Genomic DNA, 22,340 nt, shown 5'->3' on the forward strand with positions numbered 1-22,340 from the left:
GAGCACATCGGCCAGACCGTCACGCTCTGTGGCTGGGTGAATTCGGCCCGCGACCACGGGGGTGTCATCTTCATCGACCTGCGCGACCGCGAGGGACTGACCCAGGTCGTGTTTCGTCCGGAAGAAAACGCGGAAGTCGCCGCGCAGAGCCATCATCTCCGCGACGAGGATGTGCTGCAAGTCACCGGCAAGGTCGCCGCGCGTCTCGCCGGCACGGAAAACGCAAAGCTTGGCACCGGCGATGTCGAGATCGTCGCCACGGAATTTAAGATCCTCAACAAGGCCGACGTGCTGCCCTTCCAGCTCGACCGCGAGCTCTCGAACGAGGACATGCGGATGAAGTACCGCTACCTCGACCTGCGCCGCGAGCGCATGAACCGGAACATCCGCACGCGCCACAAGATCACGAACTCCGCCCGCAACTACCTCGATGCCGCCGGCTTCGTCGAAGTCGAAACGCCGATCCTCAGCAATCCGACGCCGGAAGGCGCGCGCGACTTCCTCGTGCCTGCGCGTCTGAACCCCGGCAAATTCTACGCGCTGCCGCAGGCGCCGCAGCAGTACAAGCAGCTCATGATGGTCGCCGGTTTGGAGCGCTACTTCCAGATCGCCCGCTGCTTCCGCGATGAAGACCTTCGCGCCGACCGCCAGCCTGAGTTCACGCAGATCGACATCGAGGCGAGCTTCATCGAGCGCAACGACATCATCAATCTCGTCGAAGGCCTTCTCGTCAGCATGTTCAAGGCCGGCACCGGACGCGACATCCCCTCGCCCTTCCCACGCATGACGTATCAGGAAGCGATGGACCGCTACGGCTCCGACAAGCCGGACACGCGCTATGGCAACGAGATCGTGGACATGGCCGATGTGTTCGCGAACAGCGGCTTCAAAATCTTCCGCAGCACCATCGAAAACGGTGGTGTCGTCCGCGCCATCAACGCCAAAGGTTTCGCCGGCATTACCACCGGCCAGATGATCCGTCTCAACGAGATCGCCACGCAGGCCGGGATGAAGGTAAAGCAGCTTGCCTTCATCAAGGTGGAGCGCGATGCGAACGGTGTTCTCGAATACAAGAGCCCGCTTTGGAAGTTCTTCAGCGAAGACGAACAAAAGGCGCTCATCGCCAAGCTCGGTGTCGAAGAAAACGACATCGTGTTCTTCTACGCCGGCACCTGGCAGGAAGCCTGCGACATCCTCGGCCGCGTGCGCGTCGAGATCGCCAACATGTGCGAACTCACGAAGGACAGCACCGCGTTCAACTTCCTCTGGGTCGTCGACTTCCCTCTGCTCGCCTTCGACGCCGAGTCGCAAAGCTGGGTCGCCGTGCATCATCCCTTCACGCGCCCGAAAACGGAAGACATCCCGCTCATGGACGCCGGCGAGTACGGCAAGGTGCGCGCCGAAGCCTACGACGTCGTCCTCAACGGCTACGAACTCGGCGGCGGTTCCGTCCGAATTCACGAAAAGGACCTGCAGGCGAAGATGTTCAGCGTTCTCGGTGTGAACGAGGAAGAACAGGCCCACAAGTTCGGCCATCTCCTCGACGCCTTCCGCTTCGGTGCTCCGCCGCACGGTGGTCTCGCGCTCGGTCTCGACCGCATCGCCATGCTCGTCAGCGGCGAGGAAAGCATTCGCGAAGTCATCGCCTTCCCGAAGAACAACAAGGGCAGCGACCTGATGACCGACAGCCCGACAAACATCGACTTCAAGACGCTCCGCGAGATTTACATCCAGAGCACCTGGAAGGAGAAGAAGCCCGAGGCTGCCGCCGCTCCGACCACGTAAATTGGAGCGCACGCGTTCCGCGTGCCGTTTCCTGATCCACGATTGGTTCATTCGCAAACGAGTGCGGAAAAGCATGCGCTCGAACGGCATTCAGCGGGACGCTGAATGCAGCACGCGAGACGCGTGCGCTCCTCACGAGCCACGCAACGCGCTCATCAGCGCATCCAGTTCCTCGCACACGCTTCCCGCCTGGCTCACCGTTTGAGCAATCTCGGCTTTCACGGCATCGCGAAAACGTTTCCGCAGGCGGTGAATGGCAACCTTGATGGCTTCCTCGCTGAGTCCGAGCATCATCGCCGCCTCGCGTTGAGGCGTCATGTCACCGTCAGCCGTCAACCAGGGCTTCAGCGTGTCGAAATGCGCTCCTTTGCCACTCTCGCGCATCTCCGTCTCCAACGTGGCAAGCGCCCGCGCGAGCACCGTCAGCGCCCACTGTCGATCAAAGGCTGCATCCGGAGCTTCAACGTTCTCGTCCGCAATTTGCAGTCCCGCTCCGGTCTTGGAATCTCCCTGTTCAATCACCGCGTGAATCTGACCACCGCCTCGCTTCGCCGCATGCGCCCGTTCCCGCTGGTCGGCTGCAAATCGCTTCAACGCCGCGAGCAAATAACTGCGAAAACGTCCGCGCATCGGATCCGCGCCGTCAATCGCACCTCCAGCGAGCAGCTTCGCAAAAAAGTCGTGCGCCAGTTCCCGCGCAACGTCCTCCTCACGACCATCTCGACGCAGAAACGCAACGACCGGCACATAGTAGGCCTCACACAACTCACTCAACGCCGCACGCGCCACACTGTCACCACCAAGCGAGCGAGAGACGAGCGTCCAGCGAGTGTCGTGGAAGGAAGAAGTCATTCGTTCGGATCGGCTGGCAGAGGCGGAACAACGACGTGGTCGAAAACGATGGTCTGAATGCTCCGGGTGCGTGTTTGAAACGCATTGATGTCCTTCAGTCGGACGGGAAAGTAAAACTGCTCGACACGCTGACTTTCGCTGCCCGTTTCCAGACGCCCGGAGTGATCGAGCATTGTTCCGTTGGCGAGTCGCGCGACGACGTCCGGTTGCCATTCGTTCAGTGATCTGGCCCACGATAGAAACGCACGTTGCTCCTTGTCCTCGCCAATTCCAGCGAGGTAACCGCCGTTTTGCAGTGACATGCCGCCGTGGAAGTCCGCCGCGACGTCCTTGCCTTGTTGCCAGGGCCCAATGCTGTAAGTGAGCGTGAGCTTCACCGCCTTGGGTAGCGTCTCTTTTCGTCCGGGACTGAGGGTGATGCAGAGAAGGGGAGGATTCGGGTGTTCCGAGTCCCAGCCGCATGCAAAAGAGGTGTCTCGCTCCGGGAATCCCAAGAGCTTGCCAGAGACATCGGTGAGAGTGACTCGCAGGTGGCTTTTCGCATCGAAGTCCGGGTGCTCGAACCACAACTGCCACCAGCAGGTGTCCGGCTTGTCATTGGAACAGTTTGATTCGCTGCTTCTAGTGATCAATGGCTGGCTCACCGCGTTTTCGACCTTCGTTCCGTCTGGTAGATACACCGGCCAGCGCCATGGATCGACGTTGACCTTGAGCCGCGAGAAGCGAAGCGCGGGCTTTTGATCAAGTGCCTTGGAGGTGCCTTCAACGACCGGCTTGTGAACGGCGCGCGCCCCGGCTTGTGGGACTGACGGCAGATCGTCCGGCGAGAAGTGCGAAAACAGCATCTTCCCCACGATCTTGTCCCATGGCATGAAGAACGCATCAGGACTGCCCCCGCGCTTCAGGCGCAGTCCCTTGGCCTCACGTTCGATCACTCGGGCGATCCAGCAATGACCGCTGTCGTGATCGAATAGAATGAGATCGCCTGCAGCGAAGCCGGTGTCGAGATGCGACGCAAACCAGTGGCTGTTTTTTGCGACACCGGGTTCGTTGCCAACAGGCACGCGATACGCCCCGGCGATGAACGATTTGATGAACATGGCAATGACCACCGCGACCGCCACGCTGCCGATCGTCGATGCCGGCCAGCTCTTTTTTCGTGCCGGAGCATCCGCAGGATGCTGGCGCATCCACCACAACGTCGAGATCACCGACGCAACGACAGCGACCAGCGTCAGCGTGATGGCGGCCCACGGATAGGCATCCAAATGACGCGGCAGTTGATAAAAGCCGGCCATGCCTGCACCGATGATCAGCAGCGACCACCAGAAGAACTGTTTGCCGAAGTGCGCGTTCACATCGTACCAGCGCTGATCGGATTGGAAGGTGGACGGCAGGCGAACACCATAGAACAAGTTCATCGGCACCAGTCGCAGCCACAAAGGCACAGCCAAGCCGAAGAACAGGAGTCCGATGCACGACACGAACGTGGGAATGATGAACGTCTGCGCAGCGCCAGTTCCAATCGTCGCCCAGCGCCAGATCAGCCACCAAAGTAGCAAAGCGCCTGCGGTCAGCGCTGGAATTGTCCAGAACACGCGCACGGAAGATTGGGGGATGCCGTCGCTACGACGACCGCTGTTTGGTTCGATCTGGCGACGCGCCCACCACGGCACCAACATCATCATCCAACTAAGCGGCAACCATAGCAACGAGAGGGCGCTGAGCCAGGGGCCCGCAGCCACCATGCGCTGGATGACGGGTGGCATTTCGGCGAGTTGCGTGATCACCTGGTTGGCGGCGACCACTCCCCCCATGCCCTGTGGCCCCACGGCCACGCCACCGTGGGCGCTCATGCCAACGGCGACGCCACCAACCGAATACCAGCCCATGGCCACACCACCCATCGCCAGCGGACCAAGGGCCACGCCACCGAGGGCCAGAATCAACGCGACTGCGAGCCCACCCAGGGAGATCACGCCGAGCCCCATTCCACCAAAGGCGATGCCGCCCACGGCGATGCCGCCGCAGGCAAACAGGCCGCGTGCGATGCCGCCAAAGGCAAAAACGCCAGTGGCCAAGTCGCCGAAGGCGAAGAAGCCACGCGCATGTCGCCGTTTACCCGTCGCAGGATCACGGCCCAACGCGATGTGCAGCAGCGGCATGCCCCACAGCAAGCGTTTGGACTTGTACTCCAGGGATTCCAGGCGTTTCCGATGGATCGGCAACCTGACACCCGAACCAAGCCCTTCAATCTGCGTCTTGAACTCCCCCGCGCTCTGCTGGCGGCGGCCACGCTCTTTTTCGAGCGCACGGAAAACCACTTCATCCACGTTGCCGCCTACAGCAGCGAACTCGGAAGGCGCGGCGAAACGTCCGAGCGGCAGTTCTCCAGTGAGCATCTCGTAAAACACGACGCCCAGACTGTAGATGTCCGCGCGATGATCGACGCTAGACGGCTGCTCGATCTGCTCCGGCGCCATGTAGGGCGCGGTGCCGAGTTTGGCGCCGCTTTGCGTGAGCAGCATCGCATCGCCTTTTTCATCGAGGATCTTCGCGATGCCGAAGTCAGCAATCTTCACGCGGCCCTTCGAATCGAGCAGGATGTTCTCCGGTTTGATATCCCGATGCAGCACGCCCTGCGTGTGGGCAAACTGCAACGCATCGCAGATGGCGGGGATGATGTTCAGTGCCTGCTCCGGCGTGAAACGACCCGCGCGCATGGCCTGGCGCAGGTTCACGCCATCGACGTATTCCATGATGAGGTAGCAGAAGCCGCCGCTCTCGCCGAAGTCGTGCACCGCGACGATGTTCGGATGGCTGAGCCGCGCGAGCACACGGCCCTCACGTGTGAAACGCTCCGCAAAGCCCGGCGTGGCCGCAAGCGACTTTGGCAGCACTTTGAGCGCGATGGTGCGATCCAGCTTCGGCTGCCGTGCTTTGAAAACGGCGCTCATGCCACCTTGGCCGATCAGATCGAGAACTTCGAGATCCGGAAATGCAGCGGCGATTTCCTCCAGCGAGGGGAGGTCACGGGCGGCAAGCGGCAGAGTGTCGGCTCCGCCGTCCGTGGGCATGGCGGCCGCGGCCATAAGGGATTCCGGGTCCAGGCCGTGGAGCGGGTCGGGGGATGAAGGCGTATTTTCCATGGTACCGGCTCCGTGGGGAATGCGGCGGCCAAGGTTACAGAATAAATGTCGAAAGCGGGAGGAAACTTCGTTCAGCAGGAGGGATTCCCTTCTTGCGAAGAGGCGGCTCCGCCGCCAAAGTTCCCGTCCGCCTCCCCTCTACCGTCATGCGCCTTTCCGCGCTTCCAGCCACACTTCTGCTCCTCATGTCGATCACCAGTTCGTCGCATGCCGCCAGCGCCGCTCTCGAGTCCATCGTGTGGGGAAAAACGGATGCAGGCGAGGAGGTGAAGCTCTTCACGCTGCGCAACGCGAACGGCATGGAGGCAAAGATTACGAACTGGGGCGGTTTCATCACGGAGCTGAGGGTGCCGGACAAAAATGGCAAATTCGCCGATGTGGCGCTGGGTTTTGATTCGCTGGAAGGTTATCTGGCCAAGAACCCCTTCTTTGGCTGCATCACCGGCCGTTACGCGAACCGCATCGGCAACGCGAAATTCAAGATCGACGGCGCCGAATACCAGGTGACCGCGAACTCTGGCAAGCATCACATCCACGGCGGCAAGCTCGGCTTCGACAAGAAGGTGTGGGCGGCCAAAGAACTCCGTGATAGCGACAGTGTCGGGGTCGAACTCAGTTACACGAGCGCCGACGGCGAAGAAGGCTTTCCCGGCACGCTGAAATGCATCGTGATTTACACGCTCACGAAGGACAACGGTCTGCAGATCGACTACAAGGCCACGACAGACAAGCCGACCGTTCTCAACCTCACCAATCACTGTTATTTCAACCTCGCCGGTGAAGGCAGCGGTGACATCCTCGGTCATGAACTGACGATCCCGACGGATCAAATCACGGCGACCGACGACGACCTCATCACTACCGGCGAAATCGTCAGCATCAAAGGCACGCCGCTCGATTTCACCACGCCGCATACGATCGGCGAGCGCATCAGCGCCGACTTCAAACCGCTCATCCAGGGCATCGGCTACGATCACAACTACGTCCTCTCCGGCAGTGGCATGAAGCTGGCCGCCATCGTGAAAGATCCGACGAGTGGACGAGTCATGACGGTGCGCACCACCGAACCGGGCGTGCAGCTTTACACCGGCAACCATCTCAACGGCGTGAAGGGCAAAAGCGGCCACATCTACGCGAAGCGCAACGGTCTCTGCCTCGAAACGCAGCACTATCCCGACAGCCCGAATCATCCGAACTTCCCCAGCGTCATCCTGCGCCCGGGCGAAACTTTCCAAAGCACCACCATCTACCAGTTTTCCGCCGAGTGAGCGCCACCAACGTACTGACCGATCGAGTTCCCCTGTTTGAAACAGAGCCGCCCGCCTTTGTGCAGGAGCAGGATTTTGCCGCCCGGCAGTATCGTGGCCGTCGCGACAATCAGGAGGACTATTATGCCTTCGCCGACGCCGCGGAACCCGAGGAACGCAGCCTCGAAAGCCTGCTGCTCGTCGTTGGTGACGGACTCGGCGCCCATGCCGGCGGCAGCGTGGCCAGTTACATCGGGGTGAACGCCTTCGTCCGCGCCTACCATGAGCAGGACGGCCCGCACTCGTGGAAGCTCAAGCACGCAATTGAGACCGCCAATGAAACGCTCGGCATCATCACCAGCCGCATGCCGAGCGTGGCCCCTCCCATGGGCACGACGATGGTGGGCGTGCTCATCACATCGAAAACGATGGAGTGGATCAGCGTAGGCGATTCGCCGCTGTTCATCTTCCGTGAAGGTGTCCTGCACCGCCTGAACGCCGACCACAGCCTTTCCCCGCTGATCGACGCCCGCGCTGAACGCGGCGAGATCACGCGTGAGGAGGCCGAAAATCATCCTGACCGTCACACGCTGCAGGCGGCCCTGCTGGGCATGCCGCTGCAGATGATCGACACCCCTCCCGAACCGTACCCGCTGAAGAAAGGCGACATCATCATCGCTGCGAGCGACGGCATCTTCACACTCACGCACAAGGCGCTCGAAGAACTGCTCAGCTTCGGCAAGCACACGACCGCGGACAAGATCGCCGACGCCATCATCTTCGCCATCCGTCGCATCAACAACGACCGTCAGGACAACACAACGGTCGGCGTGGTGAAAATCTCCTGATCACAGGCCCAGTTCGCGTTTCACGATCTCCACGCCGGCGCACATGCTGGCGATTTTCTTCTTCGCGGCCCAGCGGGCGGTTTGTGAGAGGCCGCAGTCGGGCGCAAAGACGAGTTTGTCGGCCGGTGCATGTTTCAAGCACGCACGCACCGCATCGGCGATCTGTTCCGGCGTTTCGATGTGATAGCTCTTCACGTCGATGACTCCTACGGCCACATCGTAACGCTCCGCCATTGGCTCGATCACTTCGAGCTCGGCGTATTCGCGGTTCGCCATCTCGACATGGACCTCGTCGCAGTGCAGATCGAGGAAGGCTGGAAACAGGGGCGCGTATTTGCGCCAACCAACGGGATGGCCTTTAAAATTGCCGAAGCAGAGGTGCGTACAGATGCGCGCCTTGCCATAGCCGGACGACACGGTGCGGTTGAAGATGTCCACGAAGCGCTTCGTGTCCTCGCGGTAGCCGTAGCAGCTCATGCTCGGCTCATCGACGCAGATTTCTTCCGCGCCTGCAGCGACGAGATCGGCGATCTCCTTGTTCACGATGGGCAGCAACGCCTCCGTAATCGCGTAGCGGTCGGCATAGCGTGCATTCGGCAAAAGGCGACCGCTGAGCGTGTAAGGACCGGGCACCGAAATTTTGAGCCGTTTGCCCGAGCTCCCTGCAAGTCGTTTCAACCGCTCGAATTCCTCGACCGCACCGAGTCCGCGTGGTGCTTTCAACTCGCCAACGATCTCGTGTTTGCCACGCTGATCGTGCGCCGGAGGTCCAAAGCGTCGTGGACTGGCCGGTTCGAGCGCGATGCCTTCGATGAAGCCGTAGAAGCTCAAATTGAAATCAAAACGCGTCTGCTCTCCATCCGTGATGACATCCAACCCGGCGGCGATTTGATCCTGAATGGCCACCTGAGCAGCGTCGTCCTGCATTTCGGCAACGTCCGCGCTCCCAAACGCATCGAGATGCTGCGCGGAGAATTCGAGCCAGCCCGGAAACGGATAGCTGCCGATGACGGAAGTGCGAAGCGGTTGGGATTTCATGGTGCGTGCATAAAACGCCAAGCCGGGCAGCGATGCCACGAGCGAGCCGCAAACAACAACTCCCAGGCCGGAATGGTAAAATGATGCGGCGAGCCGTCCAACTCTCAGCGAAGCGAAATGAATCCTACGTTCAAGAGGGCCTCTTGGAACGACTCGATCATGACGACCATCAGTTTGTCGTTCGTCACACTCATGTTGACCTTGAGGTTCAACATGGTGCGAAAACCTCGGTGATCATGAAACACTTCGATCACCAACGGAAGCGTGGGTTCAATGGCAGAGTATGAATCCTTGGATCGATAAATCTCGGGTTGTTGCCAGAGTGGCGATGCCATCTCCTCGATCTCGGCAATTGGGAATCGCGTGCTGTGCTCATAGGAAAATCGGGCGACATTGAGCTGGCTGATCGATTCAAAAGTGCTCCAAGGTCTGCCAACTGGCTGCTCTGGATATTGCTCGACCAGCCAATCAACAAACCGCTCGTGACCGATATGGCACTCAACAATCGAATCAGGGTCACGTTCCCAGCGATAAATGCTTCTGGATTTCGGTGAGTAGAAGTAGAGGTGACCGTCGCTGTTGTGCGCCAATTCAAACAAGAGACTGACATCCTCGACGCCCCTAAGTTCCTCAATACCTCGGATGCTTCCATCATAGGCGGTCATCCAACCGCGCTTTAGAAGCCTGTCTTCCAAAGTGGTCCCCACGGGAAAAAGACGAGAATCGCCAACAATCAATTCCTCAGAGGTCCACGGGAGGCCATCCAGCAGCGGTTGGGGTTGTAAGAATGAATCCAAAGACGCCTCTGAGTCACTCAGGCAATAGTAGCTTAGCTTCATTGGCTTCAAGCTCCCAACTTTGCGTAATATTTCGCGATGCGTCGTGCATGCTCGTCATACGCAGCTTCGAACAGCTCTGTCGCTTTCTCCGCTCCGACAACGGCTCCAGCGGTGAGCACCTTAAGTGGCTGGCCGGCTTTTGTCAGACGATCGGCGACTTCGGCTTTGATCGTGTTCACGAGCAAACAGCCTCCGACGGTGCTGCCGGGTGCGACAGGTGTTTCGAGGCCGTCGAGTTTCACCATCGCGTCACCAACGGGTGCGCCGGTGTCGAGGACGATGTCGGCGAAGTCTTGGAGCTTCTTGCCGTCGCGATGGCGGCTGGTGCTGGATTCGCTGTGCGTGGTGCTGATGATGGCGGCGACTTTGACACCGCGTTTCTGAAATTCCTCAGCCATCTCGACGGGGACGACGTTGCAGCCGCTGCTGGAGATGACGAGGGCGCTGTCGCCGGGCATGAGATCGAAGTTGCGCAGGATGCGTTTGGCCAGGCCGCTGACGTTTTCGAGGAACATGGCCTGACGCTGGCCGTTCGCGCCGACGACGAGGTTGTGGAAGGTCAGCGAGAGTTCGACGATGGGATTGAACCCCGGAAACGAACCGTACCGCGGCCACATCTCCTCGACGAGGATGCGGCTGTGCCCCGAGCCAAAGACATGCACCATCTGTCCGGCGAGAATGGTCTTCGCAAACAGGTCGGCCGTCTGCTGAATGAGCGGAAGCTGATCGCGGACGCGATTCAGAAGTCGTTCGGATGCTTCGAGGTATTGGAGGGCGGGAGTCATGGGTGTTGGAGAAGATTGAAGACAGAACCGAGACAGCCGGCGCTGTCACCGAGTTCGGCGGGAACGAGGCGTGCTTGGTTGCCGCCGGGGCGCCATTCGAAGCCATCGAGGGCTTGTTGGAGCGGCTTGAAAAGAAGCTCCTTGGCACCGGTCGAGATGCCGCCGCCGATGATGACGACTTCAGGGTCGAGGACGTTGATGAGCGAACCGATGCCGGCGGCGAGATGACGGACGGAGGTGAGCCAAACCTTCTTTGCGTGCTCATCGCCTGCGGAGACGGCATCGAGCAATGCAAGCGTGGTGGCGTAGCGGCCCTCGCCGCGCTGGGCGATGGTTTGATTGCCGATGGCGTCTTCAAGGCTGCCGGGCGTGTTGAAATCATCGCGCGGAGCATTCGAATCGATGCTGATGTGGCCGAGATGACCAGCGCGGCCGATTTTTCCCTTCATCAGCCTGCCGCCGCTCCAGATCGCGCCACCAACACCGGTGCCAAGGGTGAGCATGAAGGCATCCTGTGTTTGTTTCGCGGCTCCGGCCCAGACTTCACCCAAAAGCGCGGCGTGCGCGTCGTTGAGCACGCGGCAGTCGCGTTCGAGGAAGTCGGACCACACGAACTTTTCGAGGCCGTGCATACGTCCGGGCATCCAGTCGATGCATTGGCCGTTTGGATTCGCCAAACCGGGCGCTGAAAGGCCGACTCGGAGCTTTTCACCGGCCTGTGATTCGAATTCGTGGACGATCTCGCGTACCGTCACGGCAAAGCGCGGCACATCGTTTTCTAACTCGCCATCACGCGTCGGCTTCGAGAGCGTGGCGAGCGTTTTGGCGGACTGCGTGTCCACGAGCGCGGCTTTGATGTTCGTGCCGCCGAGGTCGATGCCGATGGCGAGGCTCATGATGGTTCAATTTGGCCTTCGCTCACCGTCCAACCGCCGTCGACGGCGAGGACCTGGCCGGTGATGAATCTCGAGTCGGGGGAGAGCAGCAACAAAGCAGCGCCATCGCAGTCCTCGGGTATGCCGATGCGACCACCGTCGAGCGGTTGCTTGGTTGCGATGAAGCTCATGATCTCGTCGTTCGTCGCGGCGCGTTTCGACATGGGCGTCTCAACGAGCGCGGGCGCGATGACGTTCACGCGGATGTTTTGCGGTGCGTAGTAGCTGGCGATGGATTTGCTGAAGCCGATGATGCCGGCTTTCGCGGCGGCGTAGGCGTGCGAGGCGAAGAATTTAGGCGAAGGCGAATAGCCGAGCACGCTGGCCATGTTCAGGATGACGCCGCCGGTGCCTTGTTTGAGGAACTGGCGGATCGCGGCGCGGTTCGAGAGCACGACGGACTTCAAATTGAGGTCGAGCGTGTAGTCTAGCCCTTCGTCGGTGAGTTCGTGCAGCGGACCATCGCCCTTCGCACGTCCGCTGCCTCCGGCGACGTGGTAAAGCGCGTCGAGTCGGTCAAACATCGCCACGGCACGCTCGGCGGCCTCGGGCGTGGAGGCATCCGCAGCGAACCCGCGGGCATTGGGGCCGAGTTCGGCCAAAGCGGCATCGACATTCGCCTGCGTTCGACTGGTGACGACAACGTTCACTCCTACAGCGACGAGTTTTTTCGCCGCCGAGAGGCCGAGGCCGGTGGTGCCGCCCATGATGACGATGTTTTGGCCGGAGAGAGAGGACATGCGCGGAATGTCGAATGGCGATTGAAGAATGTCGAATAAGGAACGTTGATCGAAGCACCATGAACACCCGCCGCGCCTTCGTCCGCAACCTCTCCGCTTTGGCTTTTACCGCTCCGTTGATGGCGGAAACGCCAAAAGTGAAAAACAAGATCTGCTTTTTCACCAAGCACCTGATCGGCCTGAGCTATGACGACATCGCCGGACTGGCCGCCGAGATGGGCGTGGACGGCATCGAGGCGCCGATTCGTCCGAGTGCCGGCCACATTGCGCCGGAACAGGTGGTGGATGAACTGCCGAAGTTCGTCGAGGCGCTGAAGAAGCAGGGCCTCGAAATGACGATCATGACCTCCGGTATCAACGAAGTCAGCGCGGAGCAGCGCACGGAGGAGGTGCTGCGCACGGCGGCGAAGCTCGGCGTGAAGCGCTTCCGCATGAACTACTTCAAATACGACCTCAAGCAGCCGATCTGGGAGCAGCTCCAGGCCATTCGGCCGAAGATCAAGGACCTCGTGGCCCTGTGCGCGGAGATCGGCATCCAGCCGATGTTTCAGAATCACAGCGGGCAGGACTACTTCGGCGCGCCGGTGTGGGACATCTTCTCGATCATGCGCGAGTATCCGGCGGACCAGTTCAGCTTCGCCTTCGACATCCTGCACGCCACCTGCGAGGGCGGCAAATCCTGGCCGCTGGAGTTCAACCTCGTCAAAGACCACATCGGCGCGGCCTACTTCAAGGACTTCACCTGGGAAGGCCGCAAACTCGAGACCGTCCCCCTCGGCGAAGGCCAGGTGGACCCGAAATACGGTCAGATGCTCATGAAAACCGGCTACAGCGGCCCGATCTCGCTCCATCTGGAGTATCTCAAAGGCGATCCGAAAGACCCGGCGGTGTTGAAGGAATTCCGCGAAGCACATGCGCGAGATTTCAAGACGCTGAAGGGGTGGCTCGGGTGGGAGTGATGACCTATTCGCCTTGTTTCAAAGAGAACTTCCTCTGCAAACGGTGAGCTTGTCCTTGGCAGTAATCCCGCCGTGAGAATGCCAAAAACTCATTCCAGATCTATGGTCCTGTTGGCGATATGCGTCGTCACAGGCGGACTGGTCTTCTATGTGCATAAATCGTCAGCTGCAAAACAGCAAAGATTGCAACAAGCTCAGCACGAGCTTGCCATGATCAAGCAGGCAATTTCAAGTCACTTAATCGAGTGGAATAGATATCCCGATGAATCTAAGTCTGCGACAGAGACTCTAATATTGTTGAAGACGCCGATCCGTGGCGGCGGCCCACTGCTTCTCGACCTTTGGCAGGGCGAAGAAGAACCAAAGGATCCTTGGGGACGAGACTACTGCATGCTGCCTGGAAGCCGGGAACGACCACCGGTCTTCTACTCGTCGGGACCGAATGGAAAGGATGAGGGAGGTTATGCGGGCACTGATGATGTCATTGCCCCGGAGACCATCGCCCCGTCCGACCAGCAGCCCAAACCTTCATCGCTTAAATAGGCGGACTGGACGACGCCACCAACCGCGGAAGAGCGTATTGAAAGCTTTTGTGGGACCTTCACTCCGTTTAACATAGGTCACGACTCGCACTACGGGCAAGCCTCGGGTGGAAACGGCGGTTTCTCGGGCTTGCGCAGAAGGTCTGGCCTTCTACACTCGCGGTCCCCCACCCCCAAAGCATGAGCACCCACGTCAAACTTTACATTCCCGGTCCCGTCGAAGTTTCCCCTGACACCTACGCTGCGATGGCGCAGCCGATGATCGGGCATCGCGGCAAGGGATTCCAGGATCTGTATGCCGAGATTCAGCCGATGCTGCAGACGCTGTTCGGCACGAAGCAGCAGGTGTTTCTGAGCACGTCCTCGGCCTGGGGCGTGATGGAGGGCTCGATCCGCAATCTGGTGAAGAAAAAGGTGCTCAACTGCTGCAACGGCGCTTTCTCCGACAAGTGGCTGGACGTTTCCAAGCGCTGCGGCAAGGAAGCCGAGGCTTACCAGGTCGAGTGGGGCCAGCCGATCATGGCCGATGAGATCGACAAGCGGCTCGCCACGGGTGAGTTCGACGCGGTGACGTTCATCCACAACGAAACCTCCACCGGCGTGCTCAGCCCCATCGCGGAGATCGCGGCACTGAAGAAGAAATACCCGGATGTAATGTTCATCACCGACAGCGTGTCCGGTTTCACGACGGTGCCGGTGAATTTCGACGAACTTGGTCTCGATGTGCTGCTCACGGGAAGCCAGAAGGCCTTCGCGCTGCCTCCGGGGCTGGCGCTTTTCACCGCCAGCGAGGCCGCCATGGCCCGTGCGGCGACGATCAATGACCGCGGCTACTACTTCGACTTCCTCGAGTTCAAGTCGAATGGCGAGAAGAGCATGACGCCGAGCACGCCGTGCATCAGCACGATCTACGGCCTGCGCCATCAGTTGCAGAAGATGTTTGCCGAAGGTCTGGACAACCGCTACGCGCGCCACTCAAAGCTGAATGGCATGGTGCACGACTGGGTGAACAAGCACGGCTTTGAATTCTTCGCGCCGGAAGGTTACCGTTCCAAGTCGCTGACCTGCGTGGCGAACAACAAGGGCATCGATGTGGCCGGCTTGATTGGCCTGCTGAAGAAGAATCACAGCATGATCATCGACGGTGGTTACGGGAAGCTGAAGGGCAAGACCTTCCGCATCTCGAACATGGGCGATGAAACCGAGGAGACGATCGGCACGGTGATCGCCGCGCTGGACGACTCGCTGGCCAAACTGTGATCCTGCCCTTGGGCGGATAATTCACGCCGGCGTTGCATCCTTACGCCAGTTCGAGCGTTCTACCTTCCGGTCATGTCCCGAATCATCCGCCTTCTGCTCCCCATCGCCATCCTCGCCGCCTGCGGCTGGTATGGCTGGTGGCTGATCGCGAACAAGCCGGAGCTGAAGGCGATGGAGACACGCCCCGTGCTCATCACGGTCGAGGGCATGACCTTGAAAAAGCAGACGTATCCCGTGCGGGTTGCGTCTCAGGGAGCGGTGCAGCCGCGCACGCGCAGCACCCTGCTTCCCGAAGTGGCGGGGATGATTGTGGAAGTGAGCCCGTCCTTCCGCCCCGGCGGCTTTTTTGAAAAGGACGAGGTGCTGGTCAAACTCGACCCCGTGGACTACGAGACCGCCGTGACAGTGGCCAGGGCCGCGGTGGCTCTCGCCAAGGTCACACTGGTGGAAGAGCAGGCGAAGTCCGAGCAGGCGCTGGAAAACTGGAAGGCACTTGGTCGCAAGGGCTCCCCCGGAGAACTGGTCTCGCGGTCCCCGCAGGTGGCTCGTGCCAAGGCGGATCTGGCGGCGGCGGAAGCGCGTGTGGTCAAAGCCGAACGCGATGCACAGCGCACCATCATCCGCGCGCCCTACGCCGGGCAGGTCTTGGAGCAGGCGGTCGATGTGGGCCAGTATGTGAGCCAGGGCACCGTCTTGGGCCGCATCTTTGCGACCGACTTCGTCGAAGTCCGTCTGCCGCTGCCTGAGCGCGAGAGCCGGTTCGTAAATCTACCGGAACGCTACCGTGACGGCGCCACAACCGTCCCGCCTGCCAAAGTGAAACTGCAAACGACCACCGCTGGCAAAAAAGTGACGTGGGAAGGCCGGCTGGTGCGCGTGGAAAGCGCGCTAGATCAGGAGACACGTCAGACGACCGCCGTCGCCCAGATCGATGATCCGTTTTCCAAACGTGCCGATGGCGCGCCGCCGCTGAAGATCGGTCAGTTTGTCGAGGCTGAAATCGAAGGCGAGGCGCTCGACGATGTTTTCGTCATTCCGCGCTCCGTGGCACGCGCCGGCAATGAGATCATTCTCATCACCAAGCAAAACACGCTCAAGCGCATGTTCGTAGAACCCATCGTCGGCACGGACAAGCATCTTGTCATCAGTGCCAGCACGGCCAAGGGACTCAAGGAGGGCGACGTGCTCTGCCTCACTCCCATCCCCTTCCCGGCTGACGGCGCACGCGTGACACCGGTGATCGACGGACGTTCCCCCGATCAGAAAGTGGCCGGAGACGCGACTCCTGAAAAGAAGTCCGCCATGCTGACGCCTGCGGCGAAGCCGCTGCCCTGATTCTGCAAAGGTAGAAACACCAAGCTGTCACAAGGCGGAACTGATTCTGGCACGCGTGGTGCTTTGTGAAAAAGCTGGATGGAGCCCACTCGAATCATTCCGATTTCCACACCCCGTACCGCCACGGGGACACAACCCAGCAACATCGTCCGCATGGAACCTGACCCCGGTCTCATCAAGATGGAGGTCACCCAGGGACGTGAAACCATTTCGGGAGGGGATGCAGAATCCTCCCAGCGTTTTGCCGGTGAGGTTAAGTATGTCGGGTACTTCGCCGAAAAGCTGGCCGAGACACTGGGCATGACCGGTCTCGAGATGGCGATCGTCGAGGATCGCGAAGGACAGACCTCGATCAGCGCCGGCCAGCAGCGGGGAAACTGGCATGGCGTGGTCAGCGGCAGCCGCCGCTCCATCAAGCATGTTCGCGAGTCACTGGCGCGCTGATCTCATTACGAGCCCTATGAGTTTAAGCCCAGTAATCACCTCCGCCGCATCGCTCCAGCGCCTCGAAGGCGTCGCAGGCGTGATGCTTTTCAAAGGACAAAACATGATCCACCGGCAGATGCCGTTCTCCGACATGCGCGCGGACAATCTGCGGGAGATCATCAGCCAGATGCTCGACGGCTACCGTCAGGTGCGCCGGAAGATCCACCAGATCTATCTGGAGTTTGACGGCGGTGTGCTGCTACTCGTGCTCAAAGACGAAGCGGTGATGCTGTTTTTCCTCACCTCGCGTGCTGACGCCGACCTCGCCGCCAGTGCCGCCTCGGTGATGCTCAATGATCACGCGGCCCTGCTTCATGCCGCGTCCACGGCACCGCAGCCGGTGTCACAGCGACCGGATGGCATTGAGGAACTCGTGGTCACCAGTCCGCGCGCGCTCTCACAGATCACAGAAAAGGCCGAAGCCACCGTGAATCAATGGGGAGCAGTCAGGAAGTGCGTGGAAGGAGTGCTGGGAAAAGTCATGGGACGCGCCCAGGCATCTAACCTCATCGAGCGCACGATCGAGGAGGCAAAGATCAGCGACCCCTACCGCCTGACAGCCACCGACGTGCGCAAGCTCGCGATCAGCGTCATCGAACACGTGCCGAACATCTCCAAGCGCCGCCAGCTTCTCGTCGAACTCGATGCCGCGATGGAACATTTGAAAAGCTAATCATGCCCGTTCATCCATGAAATCCCTCCGTGCCCTTCTGCTTACCTGCTTTGCTCTCGCCCTGCCCGCCGCCGGCCAGACTGACGGCAAGATCGAGGCAAAACTCGACACGATCATTCAAAAGCTCGACCGCAATCAGGGCACGCTGGAGGAAGTCGCCAAGGTGGTGAAAAAGGATGCGGCGCCGGAGACCCAAGTTGCCGCACCTGCGCCCGAGGTCGCAGGGAAGGCCGAAATCGAAACTGTTCAGGTCAATGTAAACACCGTCTGGATGATCGTCGCCGGCTCGCTGGTATTTCTGATGCAGGCCGGGTTCGCGATGGTCGAGCTCGGGTTCTCGCGTGCGAAGAACAGCATCAATATCATCATGAAGAACTTCCTCGATTTCTCGATCAGCGTGATCGTCTTCATGTTCCTGGGCTTCGGCCTCATGTTTGGCGCGAGCGCCAGCGGATGGATCGGCACCAACAGCTTCTGGCTTTCCAACCACGGTGGGGATTCGACCCTCTGGGCATTTTGGTTCTTCCAGGCCGTCTTCGCCGGCACCGCATGCACGATCGTTTCCGGAGCCATGGCCGAGCGCACGAAGTTCGTCGGCTATCTCATCTACGCCGCGCTGCTGGCGGCAATCGTGTATCCGCTCGGCGGTCACTGGGCGTGGGGCAGTTTCGGCGGCGGCTTCGGCGTGGGCGGTGACAAAGGCTGGCTCGAAGCGATGGGCTTTGTGGATTTCGCGGGCTCGACCGTGGTGCACGGCTGCGGCGGCGCCTGCGCACTCGCAGGCATTTTGGTCGTCGGCGCGAGACACGGCCGCTTTGCCAAGGACGGCACACCGCGATTGATCGCCGGTCACAATATCCCGTTGGCTGCGCTCGGCGTGTTCATCCTGTGGTTCGGCTGGTTCGGCTTCAACGCCGGGTCCACCCTGATCGGCGATGGCACCATCGGACGCATCGCGGTGAACACCACCATCGCCCCCGCAGCCGCCGCGCTTTCGGCGATGGTTTCCATGTGGTTCGTGCAAGGCCGGCCGGATGTGGGGATTACACTCAACGGCTCGCTCGGCGGTCTCGTCGGCATCACGGCCTGCTGCGCCAACATCTCCCCTGCTTCGGCCTTCATCGTTGGTTTGATCGCCGGGATCATCACCACCGTCGCCACCATTGCGCTGGAACGGATGCAAATCGATGACGCCGTCGGCGCAGTGCCCGTTCATCTGGCCAACGGCTGGTGGGGGACAATCAGCGTCGCCTTGTTCAACATGGACGGATTCGACGCCCACAAGCTCGGCGTTCAGGCTCTCGGAACCTTCTCGATCACCTTCACCTCCTTCGTCATCTGCTTTGCCATTTTCAAGGTTGTGGACCTCGTCATCGGACTGCGCGCGACCGAACATGAGCAGATCGACGGACTGGACTTCGCCGAGCACTCGGCCAACGCCTATCCCGACTTCCAGACGACGGAGCAGGCCTGAGGCAAGCCACGTCACGCATTGCGCAAGATCGGCGGGGCTTCGCCGCCCGGCCTGTGCGTTGATCTGGCGTTATGATCAACCTCACCCGCCTCTACTGTGACGTCGCCCAGCCCATGGACCATCTGCGCTATGGCCGCGGTCATGGCTCGCCCACGTCCGCCGCGGAACGCCGCCCGATCGTCGTCTGGAACATCACCCGCCGCTGCAATCTGAAGTGTGTCCATTGCTACCAGGATTCTGATTCGAAGTTTTACCCCGGTGAGCTGAGCTGGGAGCAGTGCAAGGACGTCATCGACGATCTCGCCGCGTATAAGGTGCCAGCCCTGCTGCTCTCGGGCGGCGAACCGACGATCCACCCGCACTTCTTCGAACTGGCCGAATACGCCACCGGCAAGGGACTGCGTCTCACGCTTTCCACCAACGGCACGCTGATCACCCCCGAGTGGGCGCAGCGCATCAAGAACATCGGCTTCTCCTACGTCGGCATCTCGCTCGACGGCATGGGTGCCACGCATGACCACTTCCGCGGCAAGGTGGGCGCCTTCGACAAGGCGGTGGCCGCGTTCCGCAACTGCAAGGCCGTGGGTCAGAAGGTCGGCCTGCGGCTCACGCTTTCCCGTCACAACATCGCCGACATCGAATCGATCCTCGATTTCATCGAGCGTGAAGACATCGAGCGCGTCTGCTTCTACCATCTCGTTTACAGCGGACGCGGAGCCGAACTCATGGAAGTGCCGCACGAGGAAACACGTGGCGCCATCGACAAGATCCTCGACCGCACGGCCAAGTGGGCCGCCAGCGGCAAGCCACGCGAGGTGCTCACCGTCGATCAGCCCGTGGACGGGCCCTATCTCTACATGCGTCTGAAACGCGAGAATCCCGAACGCGCTGAGCGCGCCATGGAACTGCTCAAATGGAACGGCGGCGGCGCGAACAGCAGCGGCACCGGCATCAGCAACATCGACACGCAGGGCAATGTGCACCCCGACCAGTTCTGGCACGAGCTCACGCTCGGAAACGTCAAAGATCGCAAGTTCAGCGACATCTGGAGCAACCGCGACAACGCCACGCTCAACGCGCTGCGCAATCGCAAGGAACACCTCACCGGCAAATGTGCCGAGTGCAGTTTCCTCGATGTGTGCGGCGGAGGCTTCCGCGTGCGCGCTTTGCAAATGACTGGCGACCTCTGGGCACCTGATCCCTCCTGCTACCTCAACGAGCAGGAGATCGGACTGGCTCAGGCCGCCTGACACCTACTGAGCCTAGCTGATATGGTAATTCGCCGCACAAGGTCCTGATCGCAGGATTTTGCGTGGCTGCTCTCTTGCCCTCGTCGCTTTCTCCTGTCAGCATTTGGCGAAGTCCTGCGGAGAGCCCTTCTTCGCATCAACGTTGCAACCTTCATCCTCCCGAACTCATGAAAGCCTCACGTTGCCCCGACAACCATGCCCCACGTCTGCTCGCCGTGCTTTTGGCATCGGCTCTTCTCGTTCAATGTTCTATGCCGCCGCGACAGGCATGGCAGTACATTCAGACCAACGGCCTGCTGCCATACCTCAGCTACTCATCCCAGCACTCATCGCCACCGTTTGGCTCAAGCGCCTCCCGCACCCAGCGCTTTGCCGGAAGTTCGAGCTATCGAGGGAGATCCACGCTGGCGCCCAATTGGTTTTCCAATTGGAGTTCGGGAATGCCCAACCGGGTTCGATACCGTTCCCTGTACTCCTCCAGTTCATCGACAAATCGTTACTTCAATACGCCGGTCGCGGATTCTCCCAGCATTGCCTCTCGACCGACTCCACGTCCCAGGCCTAGCCCCGCTCCCAACGTAAAGATTCCGGTCGAGGAACCGGTGCCTCAGGTCGCGAGCAAAACACCTGCGACCAGTCCCTCTCCGGCACCCGCTCCCAATGTGGACGCCCCTTCTCCCAACCCCTCCGTGGCGAACCTGCCCTACGGAACACCGGTTCCCGGACGCATGAACATGGTGAACAGCCCTTACGCTGGCAAGACCCAGCTCGTCGATGTGTCCGGCATGAGCGCCGGACAGACGGTCAAATGCCCCTACACCGGCAAACTCTTCAAAGTCCCGCCGACCCAGCAGGCCTCCAACAAAACGGAACAGCGGCAGGAGTCCAAACCGGAGGCTCCCGAGCCCAAGCCCGGGAATTGACCGCCCAAACACGACCTCGCGACGTGCTGCGCTCCGGGAAACCGGAGACTCGCTGCATTTGGTCTTGATTCGACCTTGATCAGTGGAACTCTTGGCGCCCTCAAAACCGCAAACGACAACCGATCATTCATCATGGGTCAACAACTGAACAAAGTCATCAAACGCCGCCGCCGTAAGCTCTACCTTGCCCGCAAGAAGGCTCTGGCCAAGGCCGGCGTCTCCCGCAAGGCACGAGCCGTCAAATCATCCGAAGCCAAGGCCAAGAAAGCTCCCGCCAAGAAAGCCGCCGCCAAGAAGGCCCCCGCCAAGCCCAAGGCTGCTGAAGTCGCCGCCGAAGCTGCTGCTCCTGCCGTTGAAGTGGCTGCCGAAGCCGCTCCTGAAGCTGCCGCGGAATAAGCGTTCTCAAGAACGGTCATTTCAAAACAAGAACACCGTCATGGTCTGTCATGACGGTGTTTTGTTTTTTGCACCAAAACCAAAAGTCACGGTTCAGCGGAACCACAGGTTGCTTCCGCTTCCCGGACCGGCCGGAGTGTTCGTCGATGAGCCTGCGTTGAAGGCATCGTAGTACCCGCGCTCAAAGCTTGAGCGATAGCGCGGATCATACCGGCCCACATGCGCCGCGGGATCCGCCACGCGTCCCGATGTGCGATCTCGCAGACCATAGTCATAGCCTTGGTTGTAGGCAGGATCACGCGCAGGCTGCTGGGGCTGTGTAGGCTGAGCGCCATAACCGTTCCCGTAGGCGCCACCAAGCTCACCCTGACTGTTGCGCATCAAAGCATAGCCTTGGTTGTAACCATCACGGTAGGCCATCTCCGTGTTCCGATCGAAACGGGACGAGTAACGCCGATAGTCCTGCGCCTGGCGCTGCTGCGCATCCGAACGCCCGTCCTGAATTCCCCGCTCATAGGCCTGCCGGTTCATCTCCGTTCCCTGATCACGCATGTCCTGGCGATATGGGTTGTTCGCATATGGATCGCGCCCGTTCGGACCATAGTAATAGGGATCAACGCATTGGGTGAGCAGCAACGGCAGCGCCAGTGAGGCGAGGAGATGTGATTTCATGAAGAGAGTTTCAAATCGTAAAAGACGCCTCACCCGGTGGCAAGGCCGCAATCTCCGACGCAGACGCGACGGTTCCTGTTCACTCGAAATGTCGTCGCCAACGCAGGCCTACTTCTTTCCCTTCTGCGCCGCTGCGGTGAACCAGTCCACGC

Annotated in this window: 21 protein-coding genes; 13 read left to right on the top strand and 8 right to left on the bottom strand. The window is 60.4% G+C overall.

Going from position 1 to position 22,340, the window contains the following annotated elements; translation table 11 throughout:
* On the top strand, positions 1-1,785 hold a 1,785-nt coding region (gene aspS / locus KDL09_RS24810), incomplete at its 5' end, for an aspartate--tRNA ligase (protein ID WP_294391512.1).
* A 132-nt stretch (positions 1,786-1,917) separates the two neighbouring features.
* On the opposite strand, the gene KDL09_RS24815 is transcribed toward aspS, so the two are convergent.
* Both KDL09_RS24815 and KDL09_RS24820 read right to left on the bottom strand, forming a co-directional pair.
* Positions 1,918-2,637: a sigma-70 family RNA polymerase sigma factor gene (locus KDL09_RS24815; protein ID WP_294391513.1), complete on the bottom strand. Its 720-nt coding sequence runs from the start codon at positions 2,635-2,637 to the stop codon at positions 1,918-1,920.
* Positions 2,634-5,714, bottom strand: coding sequence for a serine/threonine-protein kinase (locus KDL09_RS24820; protein WP_294391515.1), 3,081 nt, complete (start codon positions 5,712-5,714; stop codon positions 2,634-2,636). Before KDL09_RS24820 ends, KDL09_RS24815 begins: the two co-directional genes overlap by 4 nt.
* A gap of 218 nt (positions 5,715-5,932) precedes the next feature.
* Between KDL09_RS24820 and KDL09_RS24825 the strand changes: the two genes are divergently transcribed.
* Both KDL09_RS24825 and KDL09_RS24830 read left to right on the top strand, forming a co-directional pair.
* Positions 5,933-7,054, top strand: a complete 1,122-nt coding sequence (locus tag KDL09_RS24825) for an aldose epimerase family protein (protein ID WP_294391517.1) — start codon at positions 5,933-5,935, stop codon at positions 7,052-7,054.
* Positions 7,051-7,881, top strand: coding sequence for a protein phosphatase 2C domain-containing protein (locus KDL09_RS24830; protein WP_294391519.1), 831 nt, complete (start codon positions 7,051-7,053; stop codon positions 7,879-7,881). Before KDL09_RS24825 ends, KDL09_RS24830 begins: the two co-directional genes overlap by 4 nt.
* On the opposite strand, the gene KDL09_RS24835 is transcribed toward KDL09_RS24830, so the two are convergent.
* The 5 genes from KDL09_RS24835 to KDL09_RS24855 form a co-directional block, all read right to left on the bottom strand.
* On the bottom strand, positions 7,882-8,919 hold the full coding sequence (locus tag KDL09_RS24835; RefSeq protein ID WP_294391521.1) for a methionine synthase: 1,038 nt from the start codon (positions 8,917-8,919) through the stop codon (positions 7,882-7,884).
* 104 nt (positions 8,920-9,023) lie between these two features.
* Positions 9,024-9,758 (bottom strand): hypothetical protein, encoded by a 735-nt coding sequence (locus KDL09_RS24840; RefSeq protein ID WP_294391522.1) that lies wholly within the window; start codon positions 9,756-9,758, stop codon positions 9,024-9,026.
* A 5-nt stretch (positions 9,759-9,763) separates the two neighbouring features.
* Positions 9,764-10,543, bottom strand: a complete 780-nt coding sequence (locus KDL09_RS24845; RefSeq protein ID WP_294391525.1) for an SIS domain-containing protein — start codon at positions 10,541-10,543, stop codon at positions 9,764-9,766.
* Positions 10,540-11,439, bottom strand: coding sequence for an ROK family protein (locus KDL09_RS24850; RefSeq protein ID WP_294391526.1), 900 nt, complete (start codon positions 11,437-11,439; stop codon positions 10,540-10,542). The genes KDL09_RS24845 and KDL09_RS24850 overlap by 4 nt, the downstream gene beginning before the upstream one ends.
* Positions 11,436-12,218: an SDR family oxidoreductase gene (locus KDL09_RS24855; protein ID WP_294391528.1), complete on the bottom strand. Its 783-nt coding sequence runs from the start codon at positions 12,216-12,218 to the stop codon at positions 11,436-11,438. The genes KDL09_RS24850 and KDL09_RS24855 overlap by 4 nt, the downstream gene beginning before the upstream one ends.
* A gap of 59 nt (positions 12,219-12,277) precedes the next feature.
* Here KDL09_RS24855 and KDL09_RS24860 point away from each other — a divergent pair, with 59 nt between their 5' ends.
* The 10 genes from KDL09_RS24860 to KDL09_RS24905 all read left to right on the top strand — a co-directional run bounded on the left by KDL09_RS24860 (position 12,278) and on the right by KDL09_RS24905 (position 21,516).
* Positions 12,278-13,177, top strand: coding sequence for a TIM barrel protein (locus KDL09_RS24860; protein WP_294391530.1), 900 nt, complete (start codon positions 12,278-12,280; stop codon positions 13,175-13,177).
* 78 nt (positions 13,178-13,255) lie between these two features.
* Complete coding sequence (locus KDL09_RS24865) at positions 13,256-13,720, top strand: type II secretion system protein GspG (protein WP_294391531.1); 465 nt, start codon at positions 13,256-13,258, stop codon at positions 13,718-13,720.
* Between the two features lie 179 nt (positions 13,721-13,899).
* Positions 13,900-14,979, top strand: coding sequence for an alanine--glyoxylate aminotransferase family protein (locus tag KDL09_RS24870; protein ID WP_294391533.1), 1,080 nt, complete (start codon positions 13,900-13,902; stop codon positions 14,977-14,979).
* A 72-nt stretch (positions 14,980-15,051) separates the two neighbouring features.
* Positions 15,052-16,314 (top strand): efflux RND transporter periplasmic adaptor subunit, encoded by a 1,263-nt coding sequence (locus KDL09_RS24875; protein WP_294391535.1) that lies wholly within the window; start codon positions 15,052-15,054, stop codon positions 16,312-16,314.
* 153 nt (positions 16,315-16,467) lie between these two features.
* Positions 16,468-16,758, top strand: a complete 291-nt coding sequence (locus KDL09_RS24880) for a hypothetical protein (protein WP_294391538.1) — start codon at positions 16,468-16,470, stop codon at positions 16,756-16,758.
* Between the two features lie 16 nt (positions 16,759-16,774).
* Positions 16,775-17,473, top strand: a complete 699-nt coding sequence (locus tag KDL09_RS24885; RefSeq protein ID WP_294391539.1) for a hypothetical protein — start codon at positions 16,775-16,777, stop codon at positions 17,471-17,473.
* A 16-nt stretch (positions 17,474-17,489) separates the two neighbouring features.
* Complete coding sequence (locus KDL09_RS24890; RefSeq protein WP_294391541.1) at positions 17,490-18,947, top strand: ammonium transporter; 1,458 nt, start codon at positions 17,490-17,492, stop codon at positions 18,945-18,947.
* 71 nt (positions 18,948-19,018) lie between these two features.
* Positions 19,019-20,197 (top strand): radical SAM protein, encoded by a 1,179-nt coding sequence (locus KDL09_RS24895; RefSeq protein ID WP_294391543.1) that lies wholly within the window; start codon positions 19,019-19,021, stop codon positions 20,195-20,197.
* A gap of 689 nt (positions 20,198-20,886) precedes the next feature.
* The gene (locus KDL09_RS24900; RefSeq protein ID WP_294391545.1) at positions 20,887-21,120 is read left to right on the top strand and encodes a hypothetical protein; all 234 of its coding nucleotides are present in this window, start codon (positions 20,887-20,889) and stop codon (positions 21,118-21,120) included.
* A gap of 132 nt (positions 21,121-21,252) precedes the next feature.
* Positions 21,253-21,516, top strand: coding sequence for a hypothetical protein (locus KDL09_RS24905; RefSeq protein ID WP_294391547.1), 264 nt, complete (start codon positions 21,253-21,255; stop codon positions 21,514-21,516).
* A 93-nt stretch (positions 21,517-21,609) separates the two neighbouring features.
* On the opposite strand, the gene KDL09_RS24910 is transcribed toward KDL09_RS24905, so the two are convergent.
* Positions 21,610-22,188 carry a hypothetical protein gene (locus KDL09_RS24910; protein ID WP_294391549.1) on the bottom strand — a complete coding sequence of 193 codons (579 nt, stop codon included), beginning with the start codon at positions 22,186-22,188 and terminating at the stop codon, positions 21,610-21,612.
* Positions 22,189-22,340 lie beyond the last annotated feature (152 nt).

It is taken from the genome of Prosthecobacter sp., from assembly GCF_020439865.1.
In the GTDB taxonomy this organism is placed as follows: Bacteria; Verrucomicrobiota; Verrucomicrobiia; order Verrucomicrobiales; family Verrucomicrobiaceae; genus Prosthecobacter.

What these genes read in the sequence shown, in the direction of transcription:
- KDL09_RS24860 (WP_294391530.1), top strand. Translation starts at nt 12,278, where the DNA reads ATGAACACCCGCCGCGCCTTCGTCCGCAACCTCTCCGCTTTGGCTTTT.
- KDL09_RS24850 (WP_294391526.1), bottom strand. Translation starts at nt 11,439, where the DNA reads ATGAGCCTCGCCATCGGCATCGACCTCGGCGGCACGAACATCAAAGCC.
- KDL09_RS24880 (WP_294391538.1), top strand. Translation starts at nt 16,468, where the DNA reads ATGGAACCTGACCCCGGTCTCATCAAGATGGAGGTCACCCAGGGACGT.
- KDL09_RS24820 (WP_294391515.1), bottom strand. Translation starts at nt 5,714, where the DNA reads ATGCCCACGGACGGCGGAGCCGACACTCTGCCGCTTGCCGCCCGTGAC.
- KDL09_RS24895 (WP_294391543.1), top strand. Translation starts at nt 19,019, where the DNA reads ATGATCAACCTCACCCGCCTCTACTGTGACGTCGCCCAGCCCATGGAC.
- KDL09_RS24815 (WP_294391513.1), bottom strand. Translation starts at nt 2,637, where the DNA reads ATGACTTCTTCCTTCCACGACACTCGCTGGACGCTCGTCTCTCGCTCG.
- KDL09_RS24840 (WP_294391522.1), bottom strand. Translation starts at nt 9,758, where the DNA reads ATGAAGCTAAGCTACTATTGCCTGAGTGACTCAGAGGCGTCTTTGGAT.
- KDL09_RS24890 (WP_294391541.1), top strand. Translation starts at nt 17,490, where the DNA reads ATGAAATCCCTCCGTGCCCTTCTGCTTACCTGCTTTGCTCTCGCCCTG.
- KDL09_RS24835 (WP_294391521.1), bottom strand. Translation starts at nt 8,919, where the DNA reads ATGAAATCCCAACCGCTTCGCACTTCCGTCATCGGCAGCTATCCGTTT.
- KDL09_RS24865 (WP_294391531.1), top strand. Translation starts at nt 13,256, where the DNA reads ATGCCAAAAACTCATTCCAGATCTATGGTCCTGTTGGCGATATGCGTC.
- KDL09_RS24825 (WP_294391517.1), top strand. Translation starts at nt 5,933, where the DNA reads ATGCGCCTTTCCGCGCTTCCAGCCACACTTCTGCTCCTCATGTCGATC.
- KDL09_RS24885 (WP_294391539.1), top strand. Translation starts at nt 16,775, where the DNA reads ATGAGTTTAAGCCCAGTAATCACCTCCGCCGCATCGCTCCAGCGCCTC.
- KDL09_RS24910 (WP_294391549.1), bottom strand. Translation starts at nt 22,188, where the DNA reads ATGAAATCACATCTCCTCGCCTCACTGGCGCTGCCGTTGCTGCTCACC.
- KDL09_RS24855 (WP_294391528.1), bottom strand. Translation starts at nt 12,218, where the DNA reads ATGTCCTCTCTCTCCGGCCAAAACATCGTCATCATGGGCGGCACCACC.
- KDL09_RS24905 (WP_294391547.1), top strand. Translation starts at nt 21,253, where the DNA reads ATGGGTCAACAACTGAACAAAGTCATCAAACGCCGCCGCCGTAAGCTC.
- KDL09_RS24875 (WP_294391535.1), top strand. Translation starts at nt 15,052, where the DNA reads ATGTCCCGAATCATCCGCCTTCTGCTCCCCATCGCCATCCTCGCCGCC.
- KDL09_RS24845 (WP_294391525.1), bottom strand. Translation starts at nt 10,543, where the DNA reads ATGACTCCCGCCCTCCAATACCTCGAAGCATCCGAACGACTTCTGAAT.
- KDL09_RS24870 (WP_294391533.1), top strand. Translation starts at nt 13,900, where the DNA reads ATGAGCACCCACGTCAAACTTTACATTCCCGGTCCCGTCGAAGTTTCC.